The following is a 25,243-nucleotide window of genomic DNA, read 5'->3' on the forward strand; positions in this document are numbered from 1 at the left end:
CCCAAGCGTATTGGTATATAAATAGCGGTACGTTGAGCCAGTGCTGAGTAGGCTAAAGGGATTAATTTACTCCAAAATAAGTATTTTATTTCCTTGTAGGGGCGCACAGCTAACTATGCGCCCCTACAAAGTCTTTACACATTGAAGTATAAAGATATTTTGGTAACGCATCTATCCTATGAAGCATTTTATGCAAAGCATAAATAAATATTTATATGGTTATTTAAAAATCATGTGATTTCAGTATTCAAACCTGACGCTGTAAAGCTGAGAACTCAACCTATTGCCGTCTATCGGAGGTAACAGAACCAAAAGAGGAATGTCATCATTAGGAGATGTACCTTTGGGTAGGGATGTCAAGTAGGTGAAATATTTATTAATATTGTTAATAGATAGTAAATGTAAATTCAGCGTCAGGAATCCAAAAAAATTCCTAATGGCAGGTATTTAGCATCAATCACCAGATTCTTCACCAACGGAACAGAAGATTATGAAAGATCAAAAACGATCGGACTCTAAAGAATTCGTCGGAAATCTCAAGAATGGGATTTGGCTATTTGGCCTGTCATCCTGGGTATTTGGCATTACCGATCGCAGTATTGCTTCATTTGCAGATGGCTATCTATCTGCTTTAGATTTGACACAACTATTTACGGCGGCTACATTCTTTGTGGCGTGGCTATTTTTGAAACCGACATCCAGAGTGTAAGTTAACCAACTGATTAGTATCCAGTCACTTTTGGCGCTAGTCCGATCGAGATTTAGAAAGTCATCTATTTGATGTCATGAGGGGTGCGCGACAGAATGCATAAACTATTTTGCAGCGATCGCAATCAAGGTAATTCGTAAAATCTCCGAGTTACCCTGATTTCGAGTGATTACGGGAGAGAATCAGGATCGATACCAAGTTCGCGTAACCACTATGCCGGGATTTGGGCAAGTTCTGCCGACGTTAGTAATTTGATTTTGGTGTCTCTAAAAAAAATTTTCTAATTTTCCGGAACTGGTTATGCTCATGTGGTAGTCATTATCATCAGATTAGCGATTTATACTGAAACTCTATAACGAACTTCCGGGGAATATAACCCCATTACGGATTAAAAGCCCGGTCTTCACGATCGGGCTTTTGCCATTAACTCCTAACTCTTGTAAAGACGCGATTCATCGCGTCTCTACTTCTAACTATTCATTAAATTAGGCAAACGCAGCAGTTGTCACATCGTTATTCGATAGAATTTCTTGCAACTCTTCAGCGTCTACTGTTTCTTTATCAACCAGCATTTGCGCTAGCTGATCTAGAATGTGGCGATTGCTCACTAACACTTCTTTGGCGCGTGTATAGGCTACATCTACAAGTTTGCGGACTTCTTCATCAATGGCGGCGGCGGTTTCTTCAGAAAAATCGCGCTCTGACATGATATCGCGTCCGAGGAACATGTTACCTTGTTGACGACCAAGAGCAACAGGGCCTAAGCGATCGCTCATCCCAAATCGGGTAATCATTTGACGAGCAACACGCGCTACTTGTTGGAGGTCATTAGAAGCACCCGTGGTAACTTCTTCTTCACCAAAGATTAATTCTTCAGCAATCCGACCACCCAAAGCTACAGCCATCTGATTTTCTAAATAAGCGCGGCTGTACAAACCAGTGTCCATGCGGTCTTCACTGGGGGTAAACCAAGTTAAACCACCTGCGCGACCGCGAGGGATGATGCTAATTTTTTGTACTGGGTCATAGTCGGGCATCAAAGCACCAACTAAAGCGTGACCAGCTTCGTGATAAGCTACCAAGGTTTTGCGCTTTTCGCTCATTACTCGGTCTTTCTTCTCTGGCCCAGCTAATACGCGGTCGATTGCGTCGTTGATTTCATCCATTGAAATTTCAGTCAAATTCCGGCGGGCTGCCAAAATTGCGGCTTCATTCAACAGGTTGGATAAATCTGCGCCAGTAAATCCAGGGGTACGACGGGCAATTTTATCCAAGTCCACATCTTTCGCCAAGGTCTTGCCACGGGCGTGTACCTTGAGGATTTCGCTGCGTCCGGCGTAGTCAGGACGGTCTACCACAACTTGACGGTCAAAGCGACCAGGACGCAACAAGGCTGCATCTAAAACATCAGGACGGTTGGTAGCGGCAATAATGATAATGCCAGTGTTACCTTCAAAACCATCCATTTCGGTGAGCAACTGGTTGAGGGTTTGTTCCCGCTCATCGTTACCACCACCTAAACCTGCACCCCGTTGACGACCTACAGCGTCAATTTCATCGATGAAGACGATACAAGGAGCATTGGTCTTAGCTTGTTCAAACAAATCGCGGACGCGGGATGCACCCACACCAACGAACATTTCCACAAATTCTGAACCGGAGATTGAGAAGAAGGGTACACCTGCTTCACCTGCTACAGCACGAGCTAGGAGGGTTTTACCTGTACCAGGAGGGCCAACTAACAACACACCTTTAGGAATTTTTGCACCAACGGCGGTAAAGCGATCGGCGTTTTTTAGGAAGTCTACGACTTCGTTTAATTCCAACTTGGCTTGGTCAATACCAGCAACATCGCCAAATGTTACCTGAGTTTGTGGTTCCATTTGCACTCTGGCTTTAGATTTGCCAAAGTTCATCGCTTGGCTGCCTGGCCCACTTTGAGCGCGACGTAGTAAGAAGAATAAGCCAACCAAAAGCAATACAGGGAAAAATAAGCTGCTCAGTGCCTTAAACCAAAATCCTTCGTCGGTTTGGGGCAATACAGAAATATCAACGCCTTTAGAAGTCAGAGTATTAATCAAATCTGGATCATTGACTAAGGTAACAATCCGTTTAGCTGGGTCATATTTGGGTGTAACCAGTGCTGTAGAGCGGTCTGCACTCAAACTGACTTTTTCTACTCTGCCTTGCTGAACTTCTTGAATGAAGCGACTGTATCGCCATGTCTCTCTGCTTTGGGGTTGTTTGTCAAAAAATGCTGTTCCCAGCGCAATTACGACAATAAACAGCAGCGCGTACAGCCCTGCATTTCTCCATCTTTTATTCACTAAGGTCTATCCTCCGGTATTTTTCGCGCAATCGCCTAGCTTCTCTGCTCGGAAAGGTGATTATTAAGAATTATGTTAACTTATCTTAAGATATAACAAATTTGGCGTGGTTGTCATGCTAAAAAAAGCTCCCTTATTAGCTGAAAACTATGATGGTGGGGATTACATTGTAGCGACCCTGAAGGCTGATTAACGGTATGAATGGGAATAATCTCTACCACACTATTAGTGTAGGCGATCGCTTCAAATCTCTGGACTAACTCGACGCTCCAAGTTTCTTCTCGCACTGGCTGATGGTGGTTTTGCAACCAGTTTACAAGTTGCGATCGCCCAATTCCCGGCAAAATTCCGGCCTTTATTGGTGGCGTGTACCAACTGCGATCGCACCATCCCCAAAGGTTGCCTGTACTGGTTTCTAGCCAATTTCCTTGAGTATCGACTAATATTGCTTCTTGAGCATCTGAGGTAGTTTTTGCCAACCAAGCACTCAAATAGTTTCCAGTTTTATGAGAGGGGAGAGAGCGAGAAAATTCTGAACTGGCAACAGCGCATAAAATACCATTCTTTTGTTTTTCTGTCAAATCTTGCGGTAAGAATCTGCCAGTTATCCACTCTCGTCCATCAGGAAAAAGGGTAATTCTGAGAACGGGGAAGCGTGAGAGAAGAATTTGAGCGCCTTGACGCAGACGCTTCCAATCGGGTTGCTGCCAACCAAAAGTTTGTAGTGAGAAGAGTAAGCGATCGCAGTGTGCTTCCCAATTAGTTAAATTACTATCTAGGGAGTTCTCATAAACCCGCAATGTTGTAAAAACAGTTGCCCCATAAAGTAAACCTGGATCGTTAATGTTTAATTCTAGGGTTTGAGAGTGAATTAACTTGCCGTCATACCAAAAAATATTATTTGTCACAACCACATTGCTTGTTGCTACAACTCCATTGAAAAGTGATGACTTGTAATACTCATACGCTGCATGAAATAAAAATAAATAATAATTTAATCTTTAGAAGGAAATATAATTTTATGAGTACCTTCAGGAGTTGTAACTATTTTTCCTCCCAAGGCTTCGATTTCCTTAATTGCGCGTTTCTGAGTTCTTTCATCAGCATGATTATTTAAAACCATTGACCATGTAGAAATTTGAGCATATTTACTGTTAGGATTTCGACTTAGAAATTCAGCAGTTTTTTGGGAAGTATTAGCTATAAGTTGACTTTCTCCATCTGAAAATTTACTTGCCCAGTTGGCCGCCGTTGCAAAAGATTGTTGGGCAGCTTGAGCGTTCCCTAAAAATAATAACTCATCAACTCCTTTAAAACGCCATATATAATAAGACCTTTCGGGAACTGAGGGAGATAGTGATTTTAAGCCTTTCTCTGATAGTGCGATCGCACGTTCCGGCATACCAGCATATAATGAAGTACTGATCGAAAGACTGCGATACGCTGCTAAAAATCGTGGATCGCGTTCTAGAATAACTTCAAAATATTCTGGACTTAAACTGTAGCCTGTTTTATCCCGAATTTCATCATCTCCAAAATATTGGAGAAAATTGAGATATACCAAATCTGCGATCAAATTATCATAACCAAAACTAGGCGTTTTTTCGAGGAAATTCAGACGAATATTTTCAGCTTTTATTTCTTTTTTTAGAGTTTCTAAAGAGGCAGATTGTTTTCTATTTATTAGTTTTTGCAATTGGGGGAATTGAATCAAGCCAACTCCTAAAATACACAGGCAAATTACAAAAGGTGTAGCAAAAGCTTGACGAGATAACAACATATTTTTCTTGTCTTTCTTTATCATCATAGTCAGATCATTGTATACAAGTGGTATAAAAAAAGTCAGCCATATTTATGAGACTATGCTTTGCTAAGTAAGATAAAAAAGTTTACTCAAATAAACTGATTGAAGTATTTAGTGTTTATTTATACTTTGATATTATCTTTGTTTTGAGATAAATTACAGTAATTTTTTATATATACCAATATCTAATTTATAGCTACTGGAACGAAACACCTAAAAGCTAATTAAATAATTATTTCAGAATCACGCCACTTAGAACAACGGGAAAACCCCTGCCGCAGTGCTGGATTCACTGCAATGCAGTACCTCGAAAATCTAAAATGGTATTATTCTTTTTCTAAGATAAATTTGGCTCTTGGAAATCATAACTTTTTTTTAGTAAAAATTTATTAAAATATTAAGTTGTTTTGACTTTAGTTACTTTTTTGTAGTAAAAGCCTTCCAAAATTTGACATAACATAAGATTGTATTTTGTTTATATTTGAATCTATCTGTAACCTCTAAATTTCATGGTTAATGATACTCTTAACGAAAACACAAAAATTCATAGTCAAGACATCGAAAACATGGAAAACAATAGTCAATTTAGCAAACCAAGTAGTGAATTTAAAAGAAAAGTTAAGAAGCTGAATAGTCAGGGAGAAAGATTCAACATTGATGAAATTATTGATGCTATTCAAACAGCAATAGTGGAAGTTGTAGAGCTAGAAATTACTACTTGGGTTCCAGACTCATCTACTCAGTTAGAACAACCACAAGGGCAGCAAATTCCTCAAGCAGGTAATCGAATGCACACCATAATAAATTTAATTGATGGTGATATAACTAATGAAGTTGGTAGTCAATTTGTTGGTAGCGGGCCATATACAGAACTTCGTGAATTTCATCTAACTCAAATCAAAGAAAGTCGGGAGATTATGCAAAAAAATATAGAAAGTTTGCAGAAGTTGTATGGATTTTTTATAGAAATTATGAAATCTCGTAAAACTTCACAACAATCGCTATCCCGTCCCCAGTAGTTGATATTTATTAATTGATATTAACCAAAAAATACCTACAGGATATGAGGTTATCCTAACCTGTAGGTTAATTTGCTTTAAATAAATCAAGGAAATTATGGCTATGCCTAATAAAATTCAAGAACAAGCCAAAGATTTGCTAGAAAAAGTAGTCTCATCTGTACATGGATTAGTTGATGATATTACAGCTTTAGAAGTCAATACAATGGTTGTGGATCAAATTACTGGCGCAAAGTTTAATGCTTGGCAAGCGTATGAAGAGATTTATTCAATAAATGACAAAGACTACTTTGATAGCAAAGGAATTCCAAATCCAGACGATTTACCAGAACCAGAAAAAACTCAAGCTCAAGAGCTACGCAAGCGTTATACAAGTCTATTTTCGCAACTTGAAAGAGAATATTTTTACATTCTTCTTGAACAAAGTACTGAGACTAGTGAGCCAGACTCCAGGATAATACAATATCAGGATCGTCTTAAATATCAGGTGGAACATAAAGCAAATATTGTTCCAACTGACGAGGTATACATAAAGTTAGCTCGACCAATATTGCCTGCTCCAACACCTTTTGCGGGTGAAGAAGATAATCACAAAAAATTGCAGCAAAGGTGGCAAGAGATTGAAGAACTTTTGAATAATGATAAATTTATTCGTACACTGCGGAAAATGTCTGAGCTTAAAGCTGCACTTAATAGTGGCAATATTACCAGCGTAGATATTGATATTATTTATGCTCAAACTGTTATGCAGCTAGATGGAGATATTATCAGCCGTTACCATAAAAAGCTATTTCAATTACCTGAAGGTGATAGAGATTTAATCCTAAAAATACATAATGAAGGGGTAGTTGCTGGAGAGAAACAGTGGCGTGGAACACTAGACTTTCTGATTGGTATTGTACAAAATATCGCGAAATTATCCCGACAATGAAAGCTGATAAAACATACACTGATAGTGAAGCTGATGTTCAACTATCTTTTTTTGTACAAATCCCTCAAGGCACTCCTATTGAACTTGAAATTAAGGTTGAGCCAGGACAGTATACTTTTTATCTAAATAAGACCATTTTAAAACAAATTGAAGAAGCACGAGAAATAGGCTGCTCTTTATACATTCCGTCAAAATTACTAGCTTATATTTGGTACTACAACTGTTTTAGCGAGCAGATTTGCGTTAATAAGAACACTACGCCATACCAGAAATTAGTAATTACTAAAAAAAACTTTAAAATATTTGATGATACTTTTATAATAAGTTTTATCAAATTATTCTGGAATAAATCATTACAAAAAAAATCAACGCTACAGTATGGAATTACTTTTAATTCTTATTATAGAGAAGATACATCAGATTTATATCTCTGGAAAGAACAAGATATTGTTTTACAAAGTAATATTTTATTTTATGGTGACATAATTCACAAAATCAAGAGTGATTTTATCAAAAATCCTGAGTGCTTAAATATTGTTTATTTGCATTATTGGCTTATTGAACAAATACTAAGCTGTCTTCGGACTAAATTAAATTTATTCTCTTGGGAACTAGCTTCGTTATTCCCTGCTACTTTTTTTGTATGGAGATTAAACTTAGCATTTTCATTATCAATACTTGCTGGATTAGTAACATCTGTTGTATTTGCTACTATTCGCTATTGGCTGGTTAATCAGCTTCCAAGATGGACTTATATTAGTTATCAATATCGAAATTGGCTGGCATGGGGACTAAGTTGTGTCACTTCTAGTATTTTTATTTTTACTCCCACTAATTTCTTATTTTTGCTACTTTTGTCACTAACTGGGCCGTTATTACAATGGGTTTTTAGTTTTATAGTAGGGCAAATTGGTAAAGTCTTTATGCGTTGGTTACTAGCTTGAAAACTGGGTGTGAGGCATTGAAAAAAGTATTTTCTTGTGAAAGACTGTTTTAAGAAAAAGATTAGGGTAGCTGAAATATTCAAACAATCTTACCCAAATTCAATTAGACTTTCTAATTATGTTTCAACAACTGCCAACATTGTCCGGCGATCGCCCAATCTTCTTGAGTATGTATCACTAATACTCTCACCGTTGAGTCAGGTGTGGCAATATCTTTATCGACTGGCTGCTGTTGATTTTTCTCAAGGTCTATTTTCAGTCCGATAAATCCAAAGGCTTCACAGGTGGCTTGGCGAATTTGTGGAGAGTTTTCACCCACGCCAGCGGTGAATACTAAAGCATCTAATCCGCCCAAACTAGCAAGCATTGCGCCAATACCAGAACGCAAGCGATGCACGTAGATATCCCATGCTAGTTGAGCGCGGGAATTACCTTGAGCGATGGCTTCTCTCACTTCACGCATATCGCTAGATACACCCGAAATTCCCTTTAACCCAGAAGCTTTATTTAATAACTCATCCAACTTTTCTACAGAGTAATTGCAGTGCCGCAACAGGTAAATCAGAATCCCCGGATCGACTGAACCAGAACGACTACCCATCATCAATCCTTCTACGGGCGTGAATCCCATAGTAGTATCAATACTGCGACCGTTTTTAATCGCCGCTAAAGAGCAACCATTGCCCAGATGACAGATAATTAACCGCTCAGATGCAACATCTCGACCGAGAATTTGGACAGCACGTTGAGAACAGTATTGGTGACTAATACCATGAAACCCATAGCGACGAATACCTTGCTCTACCCACTGATATGGGCCGGGATAGATTGCTGCTGCATCGGGTAAAGTACCATGAAATCCGGTATCAAAGGCTGCTACTTGGGTGACATTTCCTAAGATTTGTTCAATTGCTTCTATGCCTTCCAAACCCACCGGATTATGCGCTGGGGCAAGGTTAGACAGATCGGCGATCGCCTTTTTGACATCCTCCGTAATTACCACGCTATCTCGATAATCCTCTCCACCATGTACTATCCGATGCCCCACTACATCGATTTCTGATAACTGATCGATTACCTTGGTAGCATCACGATTAAGTGTATTGAGCATATAGGTGAGGTGCGCCTCTGGGGAATCACCAGAGATTGATTTTTGCAGCGTTTCACCTGTTGCAGTTTTCACCTCAATTTCTGCCACACTTCGATCTTGAGTCCAGTTGATTTTCCCTTCCCAAAGGGGTTGGGGTGCTTGGGTAGGCAGAGTTTCATCTGCAATTTCATACAGACAACTCTTTTGGCTACTCGATCCGGCATTCAGTACCAATATTTTCATAGTGACAACATAAAAACATGATCACCTTTGATCGTGTCACTAAATCTGGCCTCATGTTTAGTTTTTTCAACGATGTATAAGTTTTTAGAGTTTGCGATCGCGAGAAACTAAAAATACTGCTCCCCTTAATGAAATCGTTATACTAACTGTGGGAGGCTGTTTATCTATCCAGCCAGATTCCATAGTTGTATTTTTTTATAGCTTGTTGCACTATGTCTTTCTTCAAAACCCCGCTGATTGGTTTAAAAGCTGACTCATTTCGTCATCCATTAGACCTGGAAGCTACCAAAACGCTCAAGCAGATACCAGGCATAGATATGTTGGTGCGAAATTGGCTTGGGCCAATGGCAGAGCAGGTTTTCTATGTGGAAAATATTGCCTCTAGCATTTTGGTGGGTGAAAAGCAACTACCCGATTTATACAAGCTGTTGTTAGATGCCTGTAAAATCCTGGATATAGAGCCTCCCCAGTTGTACGTCCGGCAACATCCGGCTCCCAACGCCTATACTTTTGCTGTGCGGGGTAAGCAGCCTTTTGTGGTGCTACACACTTCCCTGATTGATATTCTCACACCAGAGGAAATACAGGCAGTAATCGCCCACGAGCTGGGACATCTCAAGTGTGACCATAGCGTTTACTTGACTCCTGTAAACTTATTAATATTAGCTGCGGCGATTGTCCCCAATGTCGGTACTTTTGTTGCTCAAGCCATACAGGCGCAACTTTTGGAATGGGTACGTTGTGCTGAGTTTACCTGCGATCGCGCCGCATTACTAGCAACCCAAGACCCGAAAGTTGTCATGTCGGTGTTGATGAAGTTGGCTGGTGGTTCTCCCACCTTAGCGCCCCAACTGAATCTCGATGCCTTTGTTGCCCAAGCCCGCGCTTACGATGATATTAGCAAGACAGAACTGGGTGAAATGGTCAAAGCTGCCCGTACAGCCCAATTAACCCATCCAGTGCCAGTACTGCGGGCGCGAGAAATTGACCGTTGGGCCAGCAGCACCGAATATCAAACTCTGTTGCACAGTCACGGACTGAAGTCTACTAATAATGAAGTTGCACCCAAAGGTGGATGGCGCAATTGGTAGAGCTTCTATTTACAACGGCTTTTTTGCTATATAAGCGCAAAATTTTTAATATATGGTAAGAAGCGATCGCCAAAGTGCGATCGCTTCCCCTTTTCATCCAAAAATGCAAACTTTCCCTAGACTACATACAATACAGTTCGGATAAATATTTTGAACTCAGAATTACCTTTAGGGAAAAGGTTTAGTGGGTTTGGGTTAAAGATTTTTCTCCCCCTTTCCCTTTTCCCTTTCCCCTTTCCCCCAACCGTAGTTACACTACATATCCCTTTTGTCAACTAGAAGCTTTCACGACTGCTTCTGCTTGGGAATGTAACAACAAACCGTATTCTAAACCCTCCACCACCGCTTGATAGGAAGCCGCCAAAATATTGGTAGAAACCCCTACCGTCGTCCAGCGTTGACGACCATTGCCTGATTCTACCAACACACGGGTTTTCGCCGCAGTGCCCGTATGTCCGTTGAGAATTCGTACTTTGTAATCTGTCAAATCAAAGGTTGCAATTTGGGGATAAAAGTTCACCAAAGCCTTGCGTAAAGCTGCATCCAAAGCTGCAACGGGCCCGTTACCTTCCGCCGCCTCCAAAATATTTTTCCCGTCAACAGCGACTTTAACTGTAGCTAGGGCATTGCTAGTTTCTTTCCCCTCAATCAAGTCGCAGTGGACTTGAAAACCTTTGACTTCAAAAAACTTTTGGCGACCTCCCAAAGCTTCGTGCATCAATAGCACAAAACTCGCCTCTGCGGCTTCAAATTGAAATCCTTCACTCTCCAAATCTTTGAGGCGCTGGAGAATTTCTCTAGCCTCTGCCTTTTGTTGATCCAATTCAATCCCAAAACTGCGGGCTTTGGCTAAAACATTGCTCAGTCCAGACTGTTCCGAAATCACAATGCGGCGACGATTCCCGACTTGTTCCGGCTGAATGTGTTCGTAAGTCAGGGGATTACGTTCCACCGCTGATACATGAATACCGCCCTTGTGGGCAAAAGCCGAACGTCCCACAAAGGGAGCGTGTTCATCTGGCGCAAGGTTGACTACCTCACTCACAAAACGACTAGCTTCTGTAAGTTGTGTGAGCTGGTCTTCTGTGATACAACTGTAACCCGCCTTCAGTTGTAAATTGGGAATTAACGAACAGAGGTTAGCATTACCGCAACGTTCACCGTAACCATTAATTGTGCCCTGTACCATCTTTGCCCCTGCCATCACGGCGGCTATTGCGTTAGCAACCGCCATTTCCGAATCGTTATGAGTATGAATTCCAATTTGAGGAATTATTGAAGCCGCTAGCGCGTCTATGTCCTCAGTTATTGCTTCTTGACAAGTGACCAATGACAAATGACTAATGACATCTTGAACAATTTGGCTAATTTCGTGGGGTAAAGTGCCACCATTGGTATCACAGAGGACTAGCCATTCCGCACCAGAGGCGATCGCAGCCTCTAATGTCTGTAAAGCATAATCTCGATTGTGCTTATAGCCATCAAACCAATGTTCGGCATCGTAGATAATGCGACGACCTTGAGAACGGAGGTACTCAATAGTGTCGCGAATCATCGCCAAATTTTCTTCTAATGTCGTCTTGAGTCCGGTTGTCACATGTAAATCCCAAGATTTGCCAAAAATCGTTACCCAGCGAGTTCCCGCAGCCAAAATATCCTGTAGCATCGGTTCGGTGGCGGCAGTAGAGTTGGGGCGGCGAGTCGAGCAAAAAGCGACAATTTCAGCCTGTTTGAGCGGATCTTCTTGGAGTTGCCAGAAAAATTGTACATCCTTGGGATTGGCTCCAGGCCAACCACCTTCAATAAAGGGAATTCCCAGCTGATCGAGTCTACGGGCAATGCGTAACTTATCTTCTATCGATACAGATAGCCCCTCGCGCTGAGTGCCATCCCGTAATGTAGTGTCATAGAGCCAAAGTTGAGGTGAAGAATTTGTGGTCATAAAACTGGGACCGACGAGACAACTTTCGAGGCAATGTGTCAATATACAACAAAAAGCCAGTTTGGCAATTTAAAAATGCCTAAAGTAATAGCTGAAGGTAAAACAATTGATTGCGAGCATGGAAGCAATCTCCGCAAGATTTTGCTGCAAAATGGTATTAACCTCTACAATGACGGTGCTAAGGTAATAAACTGTCGGGGCATTGGCAGTTGCGGTACCTGCGCGGTTAAGGTAGAGGGCAAAGTCTCAGCAGCGAACTGGCGCGATCGAACACGGCGTTCGCTTCCTCCCCATTCTCCTACAACAGACTTACGTTTAGCCTGTCAAACTCAGGTTTTGGGCGACGTGAAAGTGACAAAGTTTGATGGATTTTGGGGACAAGGTTCTCGAATAGTGTGGACACCAAAAGGTTAAAAAGGAGTTAAGACAAGATGGGTAGATGGACACCCTTAATTTTAATGGCTGGCGGTTTAGCCATTCTGCTTGGTACATTACTGGGCATCAACTTTCCAATGGGCGTACAAACTGCTAACGCTCCTAGTGACAAGAAATCAGAAGTCCTGCCAGCTAATATCAATGTTAATAGCAGTGCTGGCAGCAAGAATGAAGAAACTGCAACAGAAGGAAACGAAACAACTGAAACCAACGAAAATAGACGCGGTATTGTAGCCCCAAGACCTGATAACAGGAGTAATGTTGCCCAGAATTCTGGCGATGACTCAACTGACAATACAACAGATAACAATACAGATTCTTCAGAAACAAGCACACCATCTAGCGATCCAAATCAAGGCAACGAACCAATTCGCGCCTTGTGGTAACGATCAGATCCTTCTTCAGACCCGTCTTTAGTTACAAGTTATAAGTTATAAGTTATGAGTTATGAGTTATGAGTTATTAGTTATGTACTAATGATAAATGGCTAATGACAGATGACTAATGACTAATGACTAATGATTAGTGAGACTGTGATTATTGGTGGCGGCGTTATTGGTTTAGCGATCGCCATTGAACTAAAATTGCGCGGGACAAACGTCACCGTGCTTTGTCGTGACTTCCAGGCTGCCGCTACCCACGCCGCCGCCGGGATGTTGGCACCAGATGCGGAAAACATTGCTAATGAGGCAATGCGTTCCTTGTGTTGGCGATCGCGTGCCTTATATCCCGACTGGACGCGCAAATTAGAAGAACTGACCGGCTTAAATACTGGCTACCGTGCCTGTGGTATCCTTGCACCTGTTTTTGAAGAGGCAGGGGAGCATACTTCTCTACGAGAGGCTGCGCCAACGACTACGCTCAGTAACCGGGGGGGCAGCACTTCTCTACGAGAGGCTTCGCCAACGGCTACGCTCAGTGACCAGGGAGCAGGGGAGCAGGGGGGCAGAGGGGAAAGTCTTTCCTCCTCATCTCCTTCATCCCCCTGTTACTGGTTAAATAAAGAGGCAATTCATCAATATCAGCCAGGATTGGGAGCCGAGGTAGTTGGTGGCTGGTGGTATCCTGAAGACGCACAAGTTGATAATAAAGCTCTAGCTCATGTATTGCGGACGGCGGCTGAGTTTGTTGGTGTTGAACTCAAAGATGGTATTACGGTAGAAGGATTTTTACAGCAGCAAGGACAAGTGGTTGGGGTGCAAACCAATGCTGGAATAATTCGCGCCGCACACTATGTTTTAGCTTCAGGTGCTTGGTCAAATGAATTGTTACCGCTACCTGTGCTACCTAGAAAAGGACAAATGCTGAGTGTGCGGATACCAGAAGTTTCGCCGGAATTGCCTTTGAAGCGGGTTTTGTTTGGGCAGGATATTTACATCGTACCAAGACGCGATCGCCTGGTTATTGGCGCAACCAGTGAAGACGTTGGCTTTATCCCCAACAACACCCCAGAAGGAATTCAAAAATTACTACAAGCTGCCATCCGCCTGTATCCCCAATTAAAGCATTATCCCATCCAGGAATTTTGGTGGGGATTTCGCCCAATCACCCCTGATGAATTACCCATTCTTGGCACTAGCCACTGTCAAAATTTAACCTTTGCTACGGGTCATTACCGCAATGGAATTCTACTTGCGCCCGTAACCGCCGCTTTGATTGCCGATTTAATCTTAGAACAAAAATCTGACCCCCTACTTGCTGATTTTCACTATTCGCGCTTCCAGTCCCAGTCATCTACCTCCACCCCAATGCTGACTCACTCTGCCAATTTCTCTAACGGACATCACTCTGCTATATCCCCACTTCCCACTCAAGACTCCCCACTGATTATCGCTGGCAAAACCTTCCAATCCCGCTTGATGACGGGAACTGGTAAGTATCGCAGCATTGAGGAAATGCAGCAAAGCATCGCCGCCAGCGATTGCCAAATTGTCACCGTGGCAGTCCGACGGGTACAAACCAAGGCTCCGGGACATGAAGGTTTAGCGGAAGCCTTGGATTGGACGAAAATCTGGATGTTACCCAATACAGCAGGTTGTCAAACTGCCGAAGAGGCGATTCGGGTGGCGCGTTTAGGGCGAGAAATGGCGAAATTGTTGGGGCAAGAAGATAATAACTTTATAAAGTTAGAAGTAATACCTGACCTTAAGTATTTACTCCCAGATCCAATTGGGACACTGCAAGCAGCAGAACAACTAGTTAAAGAAGGCTTTGCAGTATTGCCCTATATCAACGCCGATCCTATGTTAGCCAAGCGTTTAGAAGAAGTAGGCTGTGCTACAGTCATGCCTTTGGCATCACCCATTGGTTCTGGACAAGGACTGAAAACAACTGCCAATATCCAAATTATCATTGAAAATGCAGGTGTGCCAGTGGTAGTAGATGCTGGTATTGGTTCGCCCTCAGAAGCCGCCCAGGCAATGGAATTGGGAGCAGATGCTTTGTTGATTAATAGTGCGATCGCTCTTTCTCCAAAACCAGCAGCAATGGCTCGTGCCATGAATTTGGCAGCAGTTGCCGGTCGTCTAGCATACCTTGCTGGCAGAATGCCTATTAAAGATTACGCCAGTCCTAGTTCACCTCTAACTGGGACGATTACTAGTTAAAGAATGAGGACAAGAGGCAGGGGAGCAGAGGGGTAGCACTTCTCTACGAGAGGCTTCGCCAACGGCTACGCTCAGTGACCAGGGAGCAGAGGAGTAGCACTTCTCTACAAGAGGCTGCGCCAACAGCTACGTTATGTTACCGAGGAGAAGTTGCAGTAAGTTTTTCCCCTGTGCCCCTCTGCCTCTTTTAAATCCAAAATGTAACGATTTATCTAGCAGTTTAAGACCAGATTTAGCATTTATGTAACATTAAATTAACGATAAAGATAAAGGAATTTATTCATGCCCTATACCAATGAAGAAGGCGGTCTTCTAAATAATTTTGCCCGGGAACCAAAGGTTTATCAAGCAGAACCTCCCACAGAAGGGCAAAAGCGAACTTACATCCTACTAGGAATTGCCGCTACAGCTTTGGTTGTCGGCTTGATTCTAGTCGCCTTCTTTGTTTCTAAGAGCAGTTGATCGTAAAACATTTTAAGAAAACTTCATCTTTTTTATAGTTTTTCAGGTTCCGATTTTAAGAGGGGCCTGCTTTTTTATTTTTTGTTAAAATTGAACTAGGAATGAAAGTATATAATTATACTTTATTGTTCTTACTATAATTGAAGGCTCAATATATCTTGAGCAGCACAACATCTACTTATTAAAAATCATTTTTATTATGACTTTAGCCCACTTGAATGCACCCAAAAAGGTGATATGTACTGTGTTTTGGCTCTTTAGCCGCTATGAGCGTGAATGATACTGCACACAACAATAATTCTACTTGGAATCGGCAAGTATACCACCGCCTGAAACTTGCCTTAAGTCTTGGCTTACGACGACAAATTCTTTTGGCAGTTTGTGATGATTTATACCTAAGAAATCAGGTGGCAGCCCGTTTGCATTCTACATTGGCTTATCCTGTTGGACAGGTGCTATATCAATCATCAAATGCTCAGGAAAATAGCACTCCAGCTTATCCGCGATTAGTCACGTTGCGTTTGAATTTAAACGATCCCAATCCCATAATCCAGATTAATCAATGGTTGACTAACTACCCACCGCCAATAGTTGGGGCATCAAAAGATACTCCTGGAAGACCTTTTCCAGTACCAGCATTTCAGATTGTCGGCGTGGAGCATCTCACTAAGCAACCAGTGGCGACACAGCGGTTATTTTTGCACTATCTCCGCTTAAGCGAACAATATTTCTCTACACAAGAATCCAGCCGATTTCTAGAATCTAATTTGCTTTTGTGGATACCGCGTCCTTGGTTATCGGCTATCAAGCAATCAGCACCACAGTTTTGGCGTTGTCGTACTGGCGTATTTGTGTTTGCTGGAGAACCCACACCAGCAACTCAGAATTTGGCCTATCCAGAACGTTTTTCACGTTCTGGAAGCTTAGATTTAGGGAATATTGAGCAGTCAATTCTAGATGAATCAGCTAACCAAGCAGAACTCAGAACCGCAGCCACTGAATTCAAATTTGAGAATAATTCTGATTTCCCAGTAGAGGTACAAGGGAATCGCGTACACAAAACTGAGGAAGTTTCACCATCAACAGCAGATTTATTGAAGGCTACGCCACAACAACAGGAATCTACAAATCGGTCTGGTAGTGGGAGTAATAATCAATCGCTGTCATCTTTATCTTATATTAGCAGTGAGTTAACGGAGCTAGTAATAGCAACAATTAATACAAGTATTGCTAGAAATACAGAGGATTCCTTACAACCACAGCAGATTTTATTGGAGATTGAAGAATTACACGAAAATCTTGTTTCAGAGGAGATACTGGCAAAGGCTTATCATCGCTTGGGTACTTTATACCGTCTTCGCATTGAGCAAGGAGAGGCGACTTTAGAAAACCTGATGGTGGCAATTATTGCCTATCAGGAGGCAATTAGCTATGACGAAAGCTCACCGCAACTCCCAGATATCTTGAATGATTTGGGTACACTCTACTGGATGCTATACCGCACACCACCCAATTCTGAGGAGGGACAAACTTATATAGAGCAGGCAATAGAATTTTATCAGTTGGCGTTAAAGATAATTTCGCCCCAGACACATTCGGAAACTTACGCTCGTGTGCAAAATAATTTGGGGACAGCCTATGGTGATTTAGCTCGTTTCTCTCACCCATCGGAAAATTGGCAACAAGCAATTTTCGCTTACAGTGAAGCACTCAGCTACCGTACAGCGGATATGGATTCATTAAAGTATGCGGCTTGCCAAAATAATTTGGGTACTGCCTACTGGCATTTAGGGCAATACAACCAACCGATTGTGCATTTAAAGAAAGCGATCGCAGCTTACAATGAAGCACTTATACACTACAACCCTGAAGAGGAACCGCTGAAGTATGGGATGATTCAAAACAATATCGGTACTGCGTGTTGGAATCTGGCACAATACGAACAACCTGCCCAAAATCTCCAGCTAGCTATAGATGTTTATAGCGAAGCTCTCAAGTATCGCACTCCAGCTAATGTTCCCAGTGCTTGCGCCGCTACACAAAATAATCTGGGTACTGCTTACTGGCATCTAGCAAACCTATCTGAGACTACTAAAGAGGCACGGCAAAAGTATCTGCAACTATGTATCAGCGCTTACGAAGAAGCTATAGCTTTGGCTAACTCACTTAGCGGTACTTCTTTAAGTTTTGATTTGCTTGCCTCTCACAATAACCTAGGATTAGCACATTATCAGCTAGTAATAGATAAGTCTTTTAATGGCGACAAAGCAACACGCTCTCAACACTTAGAAGTGGCATTAGATAACCATTTGCAAGCCTTAAACGGATTAAGTAAACAACTAGAGGCTTATCAAACAACCTTTGCTTATGTGGTGAAAACTATTCGTGCTTTTCATAATGAGTTGGGGATACAAGGACAAAATCTGGCTTTATCTAAAGTTCCAAGCCAGTTGTTACCAGAGATTTTGTCAAAATTGTGAATCCCATTTCTCCCCATAGTCTGGAGAATGTCAAAAAACTGTAACTTCATATCAGCTTGACAATTTATTGGTAAGTCAAGTAAGGTAACGATGTTTACGATGGTCACTGAGCGGCTGGTGAGCGGAGTCGAACCATGCCGTTCGTGTTGTGTCTCGTAGAGAAGTGCGGGCTACGCCTACGCAATTACTAGACTTATTGCATAAATCCAAAAAAGAACCCCACTCCGCCTTTGACTTACGTCAAAGTCTCCACTCTTGCCGGAAGGTAGCGTGTTAGGGAAATTTTGCAATAGGTTTACTGTTTTACTAATTACAAACTAGTGAAATATATTTTGACAGTCAATAATTTTAACTTCATAAATATAAATTATTCATTAAATTATTTTGAAATAAACATAAAGATTTTATAAAAAATACAAGAAGACATTGGCATATTTTCCGTAATTTTACTAAGGTAGACTGAATACTTACTTGAAATAAGCTCCAGAATGAACGTTAAAACCTAGAATTATGAAACTAAGTTTTGTTTTGGCTACTGCTATATCTAGTTTTTTTGTGAGTTCGACCACAGGATTTGGTTTCTCTGGTCAAGCACAAGCTCTAACTTTTTCTGGCATCTCTAGTGCGACATGGGGAAATCCTACTCCAGGAATCAGCGATACTAATCCCATATATACAGGTGTGGGAAGTAACACATTTACTTGGGGTCAAGCTGATTTGCCGCCAAAATTTCCAAATAAACTAACCTTTAATGGAACTTCATTTTCTGCGGACATTAACTCTGTATTCAAAATAGCTGATTTGACTTACTTCAATGGAAAGATACGCACTGATTCAGGCGTTGGATTTGTACCTTTAAATCTCAATGTATCTTTCAGCCCTCCTGTGGGAACCAGCCAAGTTTTTGACTTCAACTTGCGTTTAGTAAATACACTTAACGACCCAAAAGATCCTGAAAAGAGTGCAGACTTAGTATTTTTAGACACAAATTTGAGTAATCGCAGTTTCAGCTTTGGAAGTAATAAATATACCCTTGAGTTAATCGGTTTTAATCCAGACCGTCGCCAGATAAGTATTAAGGCTCTCGAAGAAGCTACAACTACAACAGCTATTTATGCCAAAATCAAAACTATACCCGAACCTGCATCAGTGTTGAGTCTATCCTTGCTAGGGATATACCTGATATCTCGTAAAAATTCTTGGAAAAAAAATACAGGGAATAGGGAATAGATATATACTGAGTCTTGTTCAAAAATTAAATAGGAGTGCTACATAACAATCCGATTTGATTTTTGAATTTATTTACGGGGACAGATAAGAGGCAACGCTCAAGAAGGCTCTTTGAATTGTACGGATTTTTTTCATGCAATCAAAAATTTGGGTGATAAAAAAAATGTAGAGACGCGATTTATCGCGTCTCTACAAGGGTTTATGGTTTTTTGATAGATGCGATGAATTGCGTCTTTATGCAGGGTTAGGTTGGGTTCGGCTTTGAAGTAGCTGGATAATTGCAGCTTTTTCTAAGATTCCAACTAGAACGCCATTCTCACGAATCACGGGAAGCACAGATAGTTTTTTTTGTTCGAGTAACTGCATGACTTCTAGCAGAGGTTGATCTGATTGGACTGTGGTAGATTCAGTAATTGGTCGCATGACTTGTTTAACTTGAGTTTCTGACCACAGTGCTGTAGGGATGGTTCTTAAATTATCAACTGCGATCGCACCTACTAATTGTCCATCATCATCAGTCACTAAGAACCGATGCCAGTTTTGTCCACTTATGACTCGCTCATCGGCAAACTCTCTGAGAGTAAGATTAGCAGATACAATCGGGCTGTCATGAGTTACAGCATCTTCGGCTGTCAAACCTGTGAGTTTTTCCTGGACTCTGGCAAATTGAGCCGAATTACCAGCATTTTGCAACAAGAAGAAGCCAATTAACAAATTCCAGAAGTTACCGGCGTTGCCAAATAATAGTAGAGGAACTACACCAGAAAGAATTGCTACCCAACCAAAGATTTGCCCAACTCGACTCGCAAAGGTTACACCTTTATAAGGATTACCTGTAATTTTCCAAACAAGAGCTTTCAGTATATTTCCGCCATCTAAGGGCAAGCCAGGAATCAGGTTAAACAGGGCTAATGCCAAGTTAACAGAAGCTAGAACACCAAGAATTGCTGCTAACGGCCCTGATGCAGATGTAGTAACACCAATCGCTGTAACGATGCCGCAGAGTAGTAAGCTTACCATTGGCCCGGCGATCGCTACCCAGAAAGCCTCACCTGGGGTTTTCGACTCTTTTTCTAAGCTCGCCAAACCGCCAAATATAAACAGTGTGATGGATTTGACATCAATTCCCTGACCAATCGCAACAAAACTGTGGCCTAATTCATGGGCGACGACAGAGGCAAATAACATCAGCGCTGTCATCAATCCTAGTAGCAAAGCTAATCCCGCTGACAATTGGGGAAATTGCGCCGCCAGTCCACTGCTATAGCTCCAAGTTACCAAGCCCAGAACTAAAAACCATGACGGATGGATATAGAAGGGAATTCCGAAGAGATTACCAACGCGAATTGTGCCATTCATGTCGTTCACCTTTGATTTCAGCTTCGAGAGGTTTGTTTTCGTCCTTCTCGATGTCTCTAGTGTAACGAAAGGTTAAGAGATTTTAATCTTGATGGCGGTAGTGGTGTCCGTCTGTAAAGGTGCGGTTATTAGGAATATTGTCCAATAACTCTCACTACCTCTCGATCGCTACATCAGGCAAGCGACTCCACTCATTCCAAGAGCCATCATAATTGCGAACATTCGGATAGCCCAATAAATACTTTAAGACAAACCAGGTATATCCAGAACGCCCACCGATGGCACAGTAGGGGAACACTTCCTTATCAGTCGTAATGCCTTTACTCTCATAAAGATTTTTCAATTTGTTGAATGATTTAAAAGTTCCATCCTTATTGAGAGTTAAAATATGCTCAAGATGCACTGCACCGGGAATATGTCCAGTACGTTCGCCTGCTTTTGGTGGCCGATCGAAAAACCACTCACCAGAGTATTCTTGCAGTGTTCGGACATCTAACAACACCCTATCGCTTCTACCTATCGATGCCTGAACTTCATTGTGTAATACTCGCAGATGAGCATCAATACCTTTGGTACAGTAATTAGTGGAAGCAAACGTAGATAATTCAGTTGCTAGTGGACGGCCTTCTGATTTCCATTTTTGGTAGCCGCCATTGAGAACTCGTACCTTCTCATGTCCAAAGACTTTCAACAACCAGAAAATCCAGGCTCCCGTTCCCGGATAGCTGCCATAAGCAATCACTGTGGTGTCATTGGTGATGCCTGAACGTGCCATCAGCCTTTCAAAAGCGATCGCATCCCAATTCACCTTCAAATCCGGCAATAGTAAATCTCTAACGAAGTTCCAGAAGACAGCACCAGGTATGTGAGCATTTTTGTATGGCTTTGGGCTGATATCCACTTCAATAATGCGGATGTTTGGATCGTTGAGATGATTTGCAAGCCACTGGGTATCAACGAGAACAGATGGATCGGCGTATTGAGTCACTTGTATTTCTCCTGTAATAGGGCGAAAAGAATTGAAACTTGTGTTTTCTGAACGATTTAGTCTTGGTTGTGGTTGGGAAATACGATGTGCGATGTCCGATGCACTAGGGTTGTGGAAATAGAGAATAAGGAAAAGCCGATGAGTGGGTGGAATACTGCTAAAGGCAAATAATGCAAGTGAATTGTGATAAATTGCAGTCCCAGTAGCACTGGCATACTTGCTGTTAGGTTTCGGACTCTTCGAGGAAAGGGAATCAAAAACACCCATATCAACAAAATTAGTGAGAGTCCGCCATATCCTCGCACGAGCCAAATATGTAGGTTCCACCAATCAGAGTTGTAAAAGTAAGCCAGTCCAACACTGAATACTTGGATTATTAAACAGAGATTGAAAAGCACTGTGGCGATCAAAAAACTGATTTGCATCCAGCGCCCGGATATCTGTGTGTCATCAATGCCAGAATTTACAGTCATGTAAAGTCATCCCAAAAACCAAACAAAGGATTTGAGTTGGTGTGACTAAAGCTAAGATAGGTCTGGTTGCGATACTGCGCCTAGACCTCAAACGAGTACACTTTGCAAATCATGGTTGCCTTACAAGCTCTATTTCATGGAATTGCTCAAGCTCAAGATGAACAGACTTTGCGATCGCACATATCCGCAGAAATGAGTGAGTATTTTTCAGCTACACGATGTGGGCTGTTTTTCTTTGCCCAAATTTCTCTAGTTGACAAAGCACTGCAAATTGCATTATCACCTCAACATAATCCAGTTGCACGCTACTTACTAGAACGCCATGCCCCTGTTCATGAAGCTTTGGTAGTAGAACCTAAGACATGGAAATTGATTTGTCCTCGTGCCGATCACTGGCACGTGATGGCAGGGCCAATTGTCAACAATGGTGAGTTAGTGGGTGTAGTAGGTTTGACACGTCAGCAAGGAATGCCTGCATTTAATTCACAAAATCTTACAGATTTGAGTGCGCTTTGTCTGCATATTTCTACTTGGGTGGCAATGGCGCGATTGCAACAACCACTATTACAGACAAAGCGTTTAACGCCTCGAGAAATGCAAATTGCTTCCTTGGTGGCTCAAGGACAAACCAATGCAGAAATTAGTGCTGAACTTTGGATTACTGAAAACTCTGTCAAGCAAGCCTTAAAAAGGATGTTTCGCAAGCTTGAAGTTTCATCTCGTGCTCACATGGTTGCAAAGCTTTCCACAGTTTCAAAATAAATAACTTTTTATTGGCTTTATTAATCCTGGATTTCTCTGCTTATGTCATCGAAGAAAGGCAGCGGGCAGTGTTTCGACTCCCTTCGACTACGCTACCTCGGCTCCGCTCGGCACAAGTCAGGGCAAGTCGCTCAACAACCAGGTAGGAGGTTTTAGAAAAGAATTTTCTCTGGAGGCAAAATGGTCTGAGAGCAACTAAATTTATTTATGAAAAACAAAAAAATATGTATTTTATTAAGTAGGCGCAAGAAATACAGCGTCCTTGTTAATGTCCGTTCGGCTAAGGCTCACGGTGGAAGCCTAAATTTATTTATCAGGATTTGTCCAATATAGCTGCCTCCTTAACTTGCCCCCTGATAACCATTTCTAGCAAAATTCAAGTGAAACGTTATCAGGGGTGTATTTTCTGGCTTAGGCATTCACTTATGCTGGAATTTTCTCCATCTGCTGAGAAGTTTTCTGCAACATCGGGGTAATTATATCAGCGGGTACAGGACAACTGAAGTAGTAACCCTGACCTTCATCACATCCCTGCATTTTCAGGTAGTCAAGCTGTTCTTGGGTTTCCACACCCTCTGCCGTGATGTTTAACCGCAGGCTTTTTGCCAGGGCAATAATCGCATTCGTGACGGCAGCACTATCAGGATTAGATGTGACATCCTGTACAAATGAGCGATCGATCTTGAGCATATTCACAGGAAAGCGCTTCAAGTAGTTAAGGGAAGAATAACCAGTACCGAAGTCATCTAGAGCTAACCATATACCCAGTTCTCGTAATTGTTTTAAGGTTTTAACCGATCGCTCCATATCAGCCATCAAGAAGCTTTCTGTCACTTCTAATTCCAAATAAGATACTTGGAGTCCAGTCTCCTCAAGAATTTGACTGACAACCTCAACCAGATTCGGTAGTTCAAACTGTCGAGCTGACAGATTTACAGATATCCGAATTGGGTTAAATCCAGCAAGCTGCCAAGCACGGTTTTGGGCACAAGCAGCTCGCAAGACCCATTCACCAATTGGTAGGATCAAACCATTGGCTTCTGCAATGGGAATAAACTTTGTTGGAGAAACCAAACCTAATGTCGGATGCTGCCAGCGAACCAACGCTTCCATAGCTGTAATTTGTCCGCTGTGTAAATCAATTAGAGGTTGATAATAAACCAGCATTTCGTTGCGCTCAAGCGCTCTATGTAATTCATTTTCTAAAGTTATTCGCTCCTGCAACTGAGCATTAATTTCTGGTGAATAGAATTGGTATTTGCTACGCCCTTGCCGCTTCGCCTGATACAGTGCTATATGAGCCTGTTGCAAAAGTTCATCTCCGCTATTATGCTCATTTATTCCATTAATTGTGATACCGATGCTGGCGGTGATATGAATCAAGTTACCCTCTATGGAAAAGGGTTTACTCAGGGTACTTAACAGCATCTGAGATAGCTTAATTACACTTTCAAAAGAAACAATATCTATGCGGGCAATGGTAAATTCATCTCCACTCAAATGGGCAAGAATATCTGTTTGTGTCATACAAAGTGATAACCTCTGACCAACTGCTCTTAACAACAAATTTGTTGTTTCATGCTCCAAACCATGACTCATAGCAGTGAAATCATCAATACCTAGTAAAAACACCGCTACAAAGCGCTGGTTATTTTCAGGTTGAGATAGAGTCTGATGGAGGCGATCGCGGAATAAATCGCGATTGGGCAATCCAGTTATATTGTCATAATTACTGATGTAATGAATTAACTCATCTAATTTGTGAAGAGTTTGTGAGGTATCTGCCATCAGTGTACCGACTTCATCAGTAAATTCTGTGGGCAATTCAGGCAAGGTTTTGGTGTTTAGATAATTTTGCAATGCCGCAGATGTAAAAATAACCGGTTTGAGGAGGTGGTGTATTGCGTAGAGGGTGGCGGCTGTACCCGCTAAAGTAGCCAACAGAGCAATAAGCATAACTCGGATCGTCATCTCTAAGGAATAGGAGTTTGAGATAACGAAACTCAAGAGTAAGCTTAGAAGTGGTATGTGAGTACCCAAAAATGCCACCAACATGATCTTAGCGGTGTAACTTTTTTTGAGTAATGGAAAACTAGCTAGGAACGAGTATAGATTGAGCTTCATAAATTCTGTTCGATAGTTGGTAAATTAGTTCCGAGCTATTCTGGCAAAAGGGTATTTGTGATTTACAATTCAGTACAATTAGCTCTCATGGAACCCAACCCTGATAAGGTTATATATTATGGTTCCCAATCTAGGTTTCTCTTTGATATGTTTAGCATAAAGTTTATGTAAAAATTATCCATAAATAATCTCACAATAAATACCTACACCAGGTTAATTTTTAT

General features: G+C 41.7%; 21 protein-coding genes. 12 read left to right on the plus strand and 9 right to left on the minus strand.

Translation table 11 applies throughout. The annotated features are described in order from the left end of the window. Window positions 1-490: 490 nt before the first annotated feature. Window positions 491-709 carry a hypothetical protein gene (locus tag RMX69_RS02490; RefSeq protein ID WP_094350008.1) on the plus strand — a complete coding sequence of 73 codons (219 nt, stop codon included), beginning with the start codon at window positions 491-493 and terminating at the stop codon, window positions 707-709. Window positions 710-1,194: 485 nt separating this feature from the next. On the opposite strand, the gene ftsH3 is transcribed toward RMX69_RS02490, so the two are convergent. From ftsH3 to RMX69_RS02505, 3 genes are all read right to left on the minus strand, one after another. Beyond that, window positions 1,195-3,036, minus strand: a complete 1,842-nt coding sequence (gene ftsH3, locus RMX69_RS02495) for an ATP-dependent zinc metalloprotease FtsH3 (protein WP_322636419.1) — start codon at window positions 3,034-3,036, stop codon at window positions 1,195-1,197. Window positions 3,037-3,149: 113 nt separating this feature from the next. After that, window positions 3,150-3,944 carry an aminotransferase class IV gene (locus RMX69_RS02500; RefSeq protein WP_322636420.1) on the minus strand — a complete coding sequence of 265 codons (795 nt, stop codon included), beginning with the start codon at window positions 3,942-3,944 and terminating at the stop codon, window positions 3,150-3,152. An 86-nt stretch (window positions 3,945-4,030) separates the two neighbouring features. After that, window positions 4,031-4,816 (minus strand): hypothetical protein, encoded by a 786-nt coding sequence (locus RMX69_RS02505; RefSeq protein ID WP_322636422.1) that lies wholly within the window; start codon window positions 4,814-4,816, stop codon window positions 4,031-4,033. A 533-nt stretch (window positions 4,817-5,349) separates the two neighbouring features. On the opposite strand from RMX69_RS02505, the gene RMX69_RS02510 reads away from it, so the two are divergent. The 3 genes from RMX69_RS02510 (at window position 5,350) to RMX69_RS02520 (ending at window position 7,734) form a co-directional block, all read left to right on the plus strand. After that, a complete protein-coding gene (locus tag RMX69_RS02510; protein WP_289795163.1) occupies window positions 5,350-5,859 on the plus strand; it encodes a hypothetical protein in 510 nt (169 codons plus the stop codon). Between the two features lie 103 nt (window positions 5,860-5,962). Continuing rightward, window positions 5,963-6,790: a hypothetical protein gene (locus RMX69_RS02515; protein WP_289795164.1), complete on the plus strand. Its 828-nt coding sequence runs from the start codon at window positions 5,963-5,965 to the stop codon at window positions 6,788-6,790. Continuing rightward, a complete protein-coding gene (locus tag RMX69_RS02520) occupies window positions 6,787-7,734 on the plus strand; it encodes a hypothetical protein (RefSeq protein ID WP_289795165.1) in 948 nt (315 codons plus the stop codon). Before RMX69_RS02515 ends, RMX69_RS02520 begins: the two co-directional genes overlap by 4 nt. Window positions 7,735-7,846: 112 nt before the next feature. Here RMX69_RS02520 and RMX69_RS02525 read toward each other — a convergent pair whose 3' ends face one another. Continuing rightward, a complete protein-coding gene (locus tag RMX69_RS02525; protein ID WP_289795166.1) occupies window positions 7,847-9,067 on the minus strand; it encodes an acetate kinase in 1,221 nt (406 codons plus the stop codon). A gap of 212 nt (window positions 9,068-9,279) precedes the next feature. Here RMX69_RS02525 and RMX69_RS02530 point away from each other — a divergent pair, with 212 nt between their 5' ends. Further along, window positions 9,280-10,158: a M48 family metallopeptidase gene (locus RMX69_RS02530; RefSeq protein ID WP_322636424.1), complete on the plus strand. Its 879-nt coding sequence runs from the start codon at window positions 9,280-9,282 to the stop codon at window positions 10,156-10,158. A gap of 271 nt (window positions 10,159-10,429) precedes the next feature. Here RMX69_RS02530 and cimA read toward each other — a convergent pair whose 3' ends face one another. Further along, window positions 10,430-12,100 carry a citramalate synthase gene (cimA, locus tag RMX69_RS02535; protein WP_322636425.1) on the minus strand — a complete coding sequence of 557 codons (1,671 nt, stop codon included), beginning with the start codon at window positions 12,098-12,100 and terminating at the stop codon, window positions 10,430-10,432. Between the two features lie 75 nt (window positions 12,101-12,175). Here cimA and RMX69_RS02540 point away from each other — a divergent pair, with 75 nt between their 5' ends. The 6 genes from RMX69_RS02540 (at window position 12,176) to RMX69_RS02565 (ending at window position 19,313) form a co-directional block, all read left to right on the plus strand. Then, window positions 12,176-12,514: a 2Fe-2S iron-sulfur cluster-binding protein gene (locus RMX69_RS02540; RefSeq protein WP_289795169.1), complete on the plus strand. Its 339-nt coding sequence runs from the start codon at window positions 12,176-12,178 to the stop codon at window positions 12,512-12,514. A gap of 17 nt (window positions 12,515-12,531) precedes the next feature. Further along, entirely contained in the window at window positions 12,532-12,921 is a 390-nt protein-coding gene (locus RMX69_RS02545; RefSeq protein WP_322636427.1) for a hypothetical protein, read from the plus strand. 132 nt (window positions 12,922-13,053) lie between these two features. After that, window positions 13,054-15,141 carry a thiazole synthase gene (locus RMX69_RS02550; RefSeq protein WP_322636429.1) on the plus strand — a complete coding sequence of 696 codons (2,088 nt, stop codon included), beginning with the start codon at window positions 13,054-13,056 and terminating at the stop codon, window positions 15,139-15,141. Window positions 15,142-15,423: 282 nt separating this feature from the next. After that, window positions 15,424-15,603 carry a photosystem II assembly protein Psb34 gene (gene psb34, locus RMX69_RS02555; protein WP_289795172.1) on the plus strand — a complete coding sequence of 60 codons (180 nt, stop codon included), beginning with the start codon at window positions 15,424-15,426 and terminating at the stop codon, window positions 15,601-15,603. 266 nt (window positions 15,604-15,869) lie between these two features. After that, complete coding sequence (locus tag RMX69_RS02560) at window positions 15,870-18,083, plus strand: tetratricopeptide repeat protein (RefSeq protein WP_289795173.1); 2,214 nt, start codon at window positions 15,870-15,872, stop codon at window positions 18,081-18,083. Between the two features lie 510 nt (window positions 18,084-18,593). Next, window positions 18,594-19,313, plus strand: coding sequence for a choice-of-anchor K domain-containing protein (locus RMX69_RS02565; protein WP_322636430.1), 720 nt, complete (start codon window positions 18,594-18,596; stop codon window positions 19,311-19,313). Window positions 19,314-19,547: 234 nt separating this feature from the next. Here the strand turns inward: RMX69_RS02565 and RMX69_RS02570 are convergent, their stop codons facing one another. The 3 genes from RMX69_RS02570 to RMX69_RS02580 all read right to left on the minus strand — a co-directional run bounded on the left by RMX69_RS02570 (window position 19,548) and on the right by RMX69_RS02580 (window position 22,133). After that, window positions 19,548-20,672 carry a site-2 protease family protein gene (locus RMX69_RS02570; protein ID WP_322636546.1) on the minus strand — a complete coding sequence of 375 codons (1,125 nt, stop codon included), beginning with the start codon at window positions 20,670-20,672 and terminating at the stop codon, window positions 19,548-19,550. A gap of 154 nt (window positions 20,673-20,826) precedes the next feature. After that, the gene (locus RMX69_RS02575) at window positions 20,827-21,660 is read right to left on the minus strand and encodes a sulfurtransferase (RefSeq protein WP_322636431.1); all 834 of its coding nucleotides are present in this window, start codon (window positions 21,658-21,660) and stop codon (window positions 20,827-20,829) included. Window positions 21,661-21,716: 56 nt separating this feature from the next. Continuing rightward, window positions 21,717-22,133: a DUF6220 domain-containing protein gene (locus RMX69_RS02580; protein ID WP_322636433.1), complete on the minus strand. Its 417-nt coding sequence runs from the start codon at window positions 22,131-22,133 to the stop codon at window positions 21,717-21,719. 111 nt (window positions 22,134-22,244) lie between these two features. On the opposite strand from RMX69_RS02580, the gene RMX69_RS02585 reads away from it, so the two are divergent. Continuing rightward, window positions 22,245-22,895: a LuxR C-terminal-related transcriptional regulator gene (locus RMX69_RS02585; protein ID WP_322636434.1), complete on the plus strand. Its 651-nt coding sequence runs from the start codon at window positions 22,245-22,247 to the stop codon at window positions 22,893-22,895. A gap of 423 nt (window positions 22,896-23,318) precedes the next feature. Here the strand turns inward: RMX69_RS02585 and RMX69_RS02590 are convergent, their stop codons facing one another. After that, complete coding sequence (locus RMX69_RS02590) at window positions 23,319-25,019, minus strand: bifunctional diguanylate cyclase/phosphodiesterase (protein WP_322636436.1); 1,701 nt, start codon at window positions 25,017-25,019, stop codon at window positions 23,319-23,321. Between the last annotated feature and the right edge of the window lie 224 nt (window positions 25,020-25,243).

Source organism: Nostoc sp. EspVER01, assembly GCF_034530635.1.
In the GTDB taxonomy this organism is placed as follows: Bacteria; Cyanobacteriota; Cyanobacteriia; order Cyanobacteriales; family Nostocaceae; genus Nostoc.

Bases quoted from the DNA above. Each gene is read 5' to 3' on its own strand.
- RMX69_RS02490 (WP_094350008.1), top strand. From the start codon at position 491: ATGAAAGATCAAAAACGATCGGACTCTAAAGAATTCGTCGGAAATCTC.
- RMX69_RS02505 (WP_322636422.1), bottom strand. From the start codon at position 4,816: ATGTTGTTATCTCGTCAAGCTTTTGCTACACCTTTTGTAATTTGCCTG.
- RMX69_RS02510 (WP_289795163.1), top strand. From the start codon at position 5,350: ATGGTTAATGATACTCTTAACGAAAACACAAAAATTCATAGTCAAGAC.
- RMX69_RS02515 (WP_289795164.1), top strand. From the start codon at position 5,963: ATGCCTAATAAAATTCAAGAACAAGCCAAAGATTTGCTAGAAAAAGTA.
- RMX69_RS02520 (WP_289795165.1), top strand. From the start codon at position 6,787: ATGAAAGCTGATAAAACATACACTGATAGTGAAGCTGATGTTCAACTA.
- RMX69_RS02525 (WP_289795166.1), bottom strand. From the start codon at position 9,067: ATGAAAATATTGGTACTGAATGCCGGATCGAGTAGCCAAAAGAGTTGT.
- RMX69_RS02530 (WP_322636424.1), top strand. From the start codon at position 9,280: ATGTCTTTCTTCAAAACCCCGCTGATTGGTTTAAAAGCTGACTCATTT.
- cimA (WP_322636425.1), bottom strand. From the start codon at position 12,100: ATGACCACAAATTCTTCACCTCAACTTTGGCTCTATGACACTACATTA.
- RMX69_RS02540 (WP_289795169.1), top strand. From the start codon at position 12,176: ATGCCTAAAGTAATAGCTGAAGGTAAAACAATTGATTGCGAGCATGGA.
- RMX69_RS02545 (WP_322636427.1), top strand. From the start codon at position 12,532: ATGGGTAGATGGACACCCTTAATTTTAATGGCTGGCGGTTTAGCCATT.
- RMX69_RS02550 (WP_322636429.1), top strand. From the start codon at position 13,054: ATGATTAGTGAGACTGTGATTATTGGTGGCGGCGTTATTGGTTTAGCG.
- psb34 (WP_289795172.1), top strand. From the start codon at position 15,424: ATGCCCTATACCAATGAAGAAGGCGGTCTTCTAAATAATTTTGCCCGG.
- RMX69_RS02560 (WP_289795173.1), top strand. From the start codon at position 15,870: ATGAGCGTGAATGATACTGCACACAACAATAATTCTACTTGGAATCGG.
- RMX69_RS02565 (WP_322636430.1), top strand. From the start codon at position 18,594: ATGAAACTAAGTTTTGTTTTGGCTACTGCTATATCTAGTTTTTTTGTG.
- RMX69_RS02570 (WP_322636546.1), bottom strand. From the start codon at position 20,672: ATGAATGGCACAATTCGCGTTGGTAATCTCTTCGGAATTCCCTTCTAT.
- RMX69_RS02580 (WP_322636433.1), bottom strand. From the start codon at position 22,133: ATGACTGTAAATTCTGGCATTGATGACACACAGATATCCGGGCGCTGG.
- RMX69_RS02585 (WP_322636434.1), top strand. From the start codon at position 22,245: ATGGTTGCCTTACAAGCTCTATTTCATGGAATTGCTCAAGCTCAAGAT.
- RMX69_RS02590 (WP_322636436.1), bottom strand. From the start codon at position 25,019: ATGAAGCTCAATCTATACTCGTTCCTAGCTAGTTTTCCATTACTCAAA.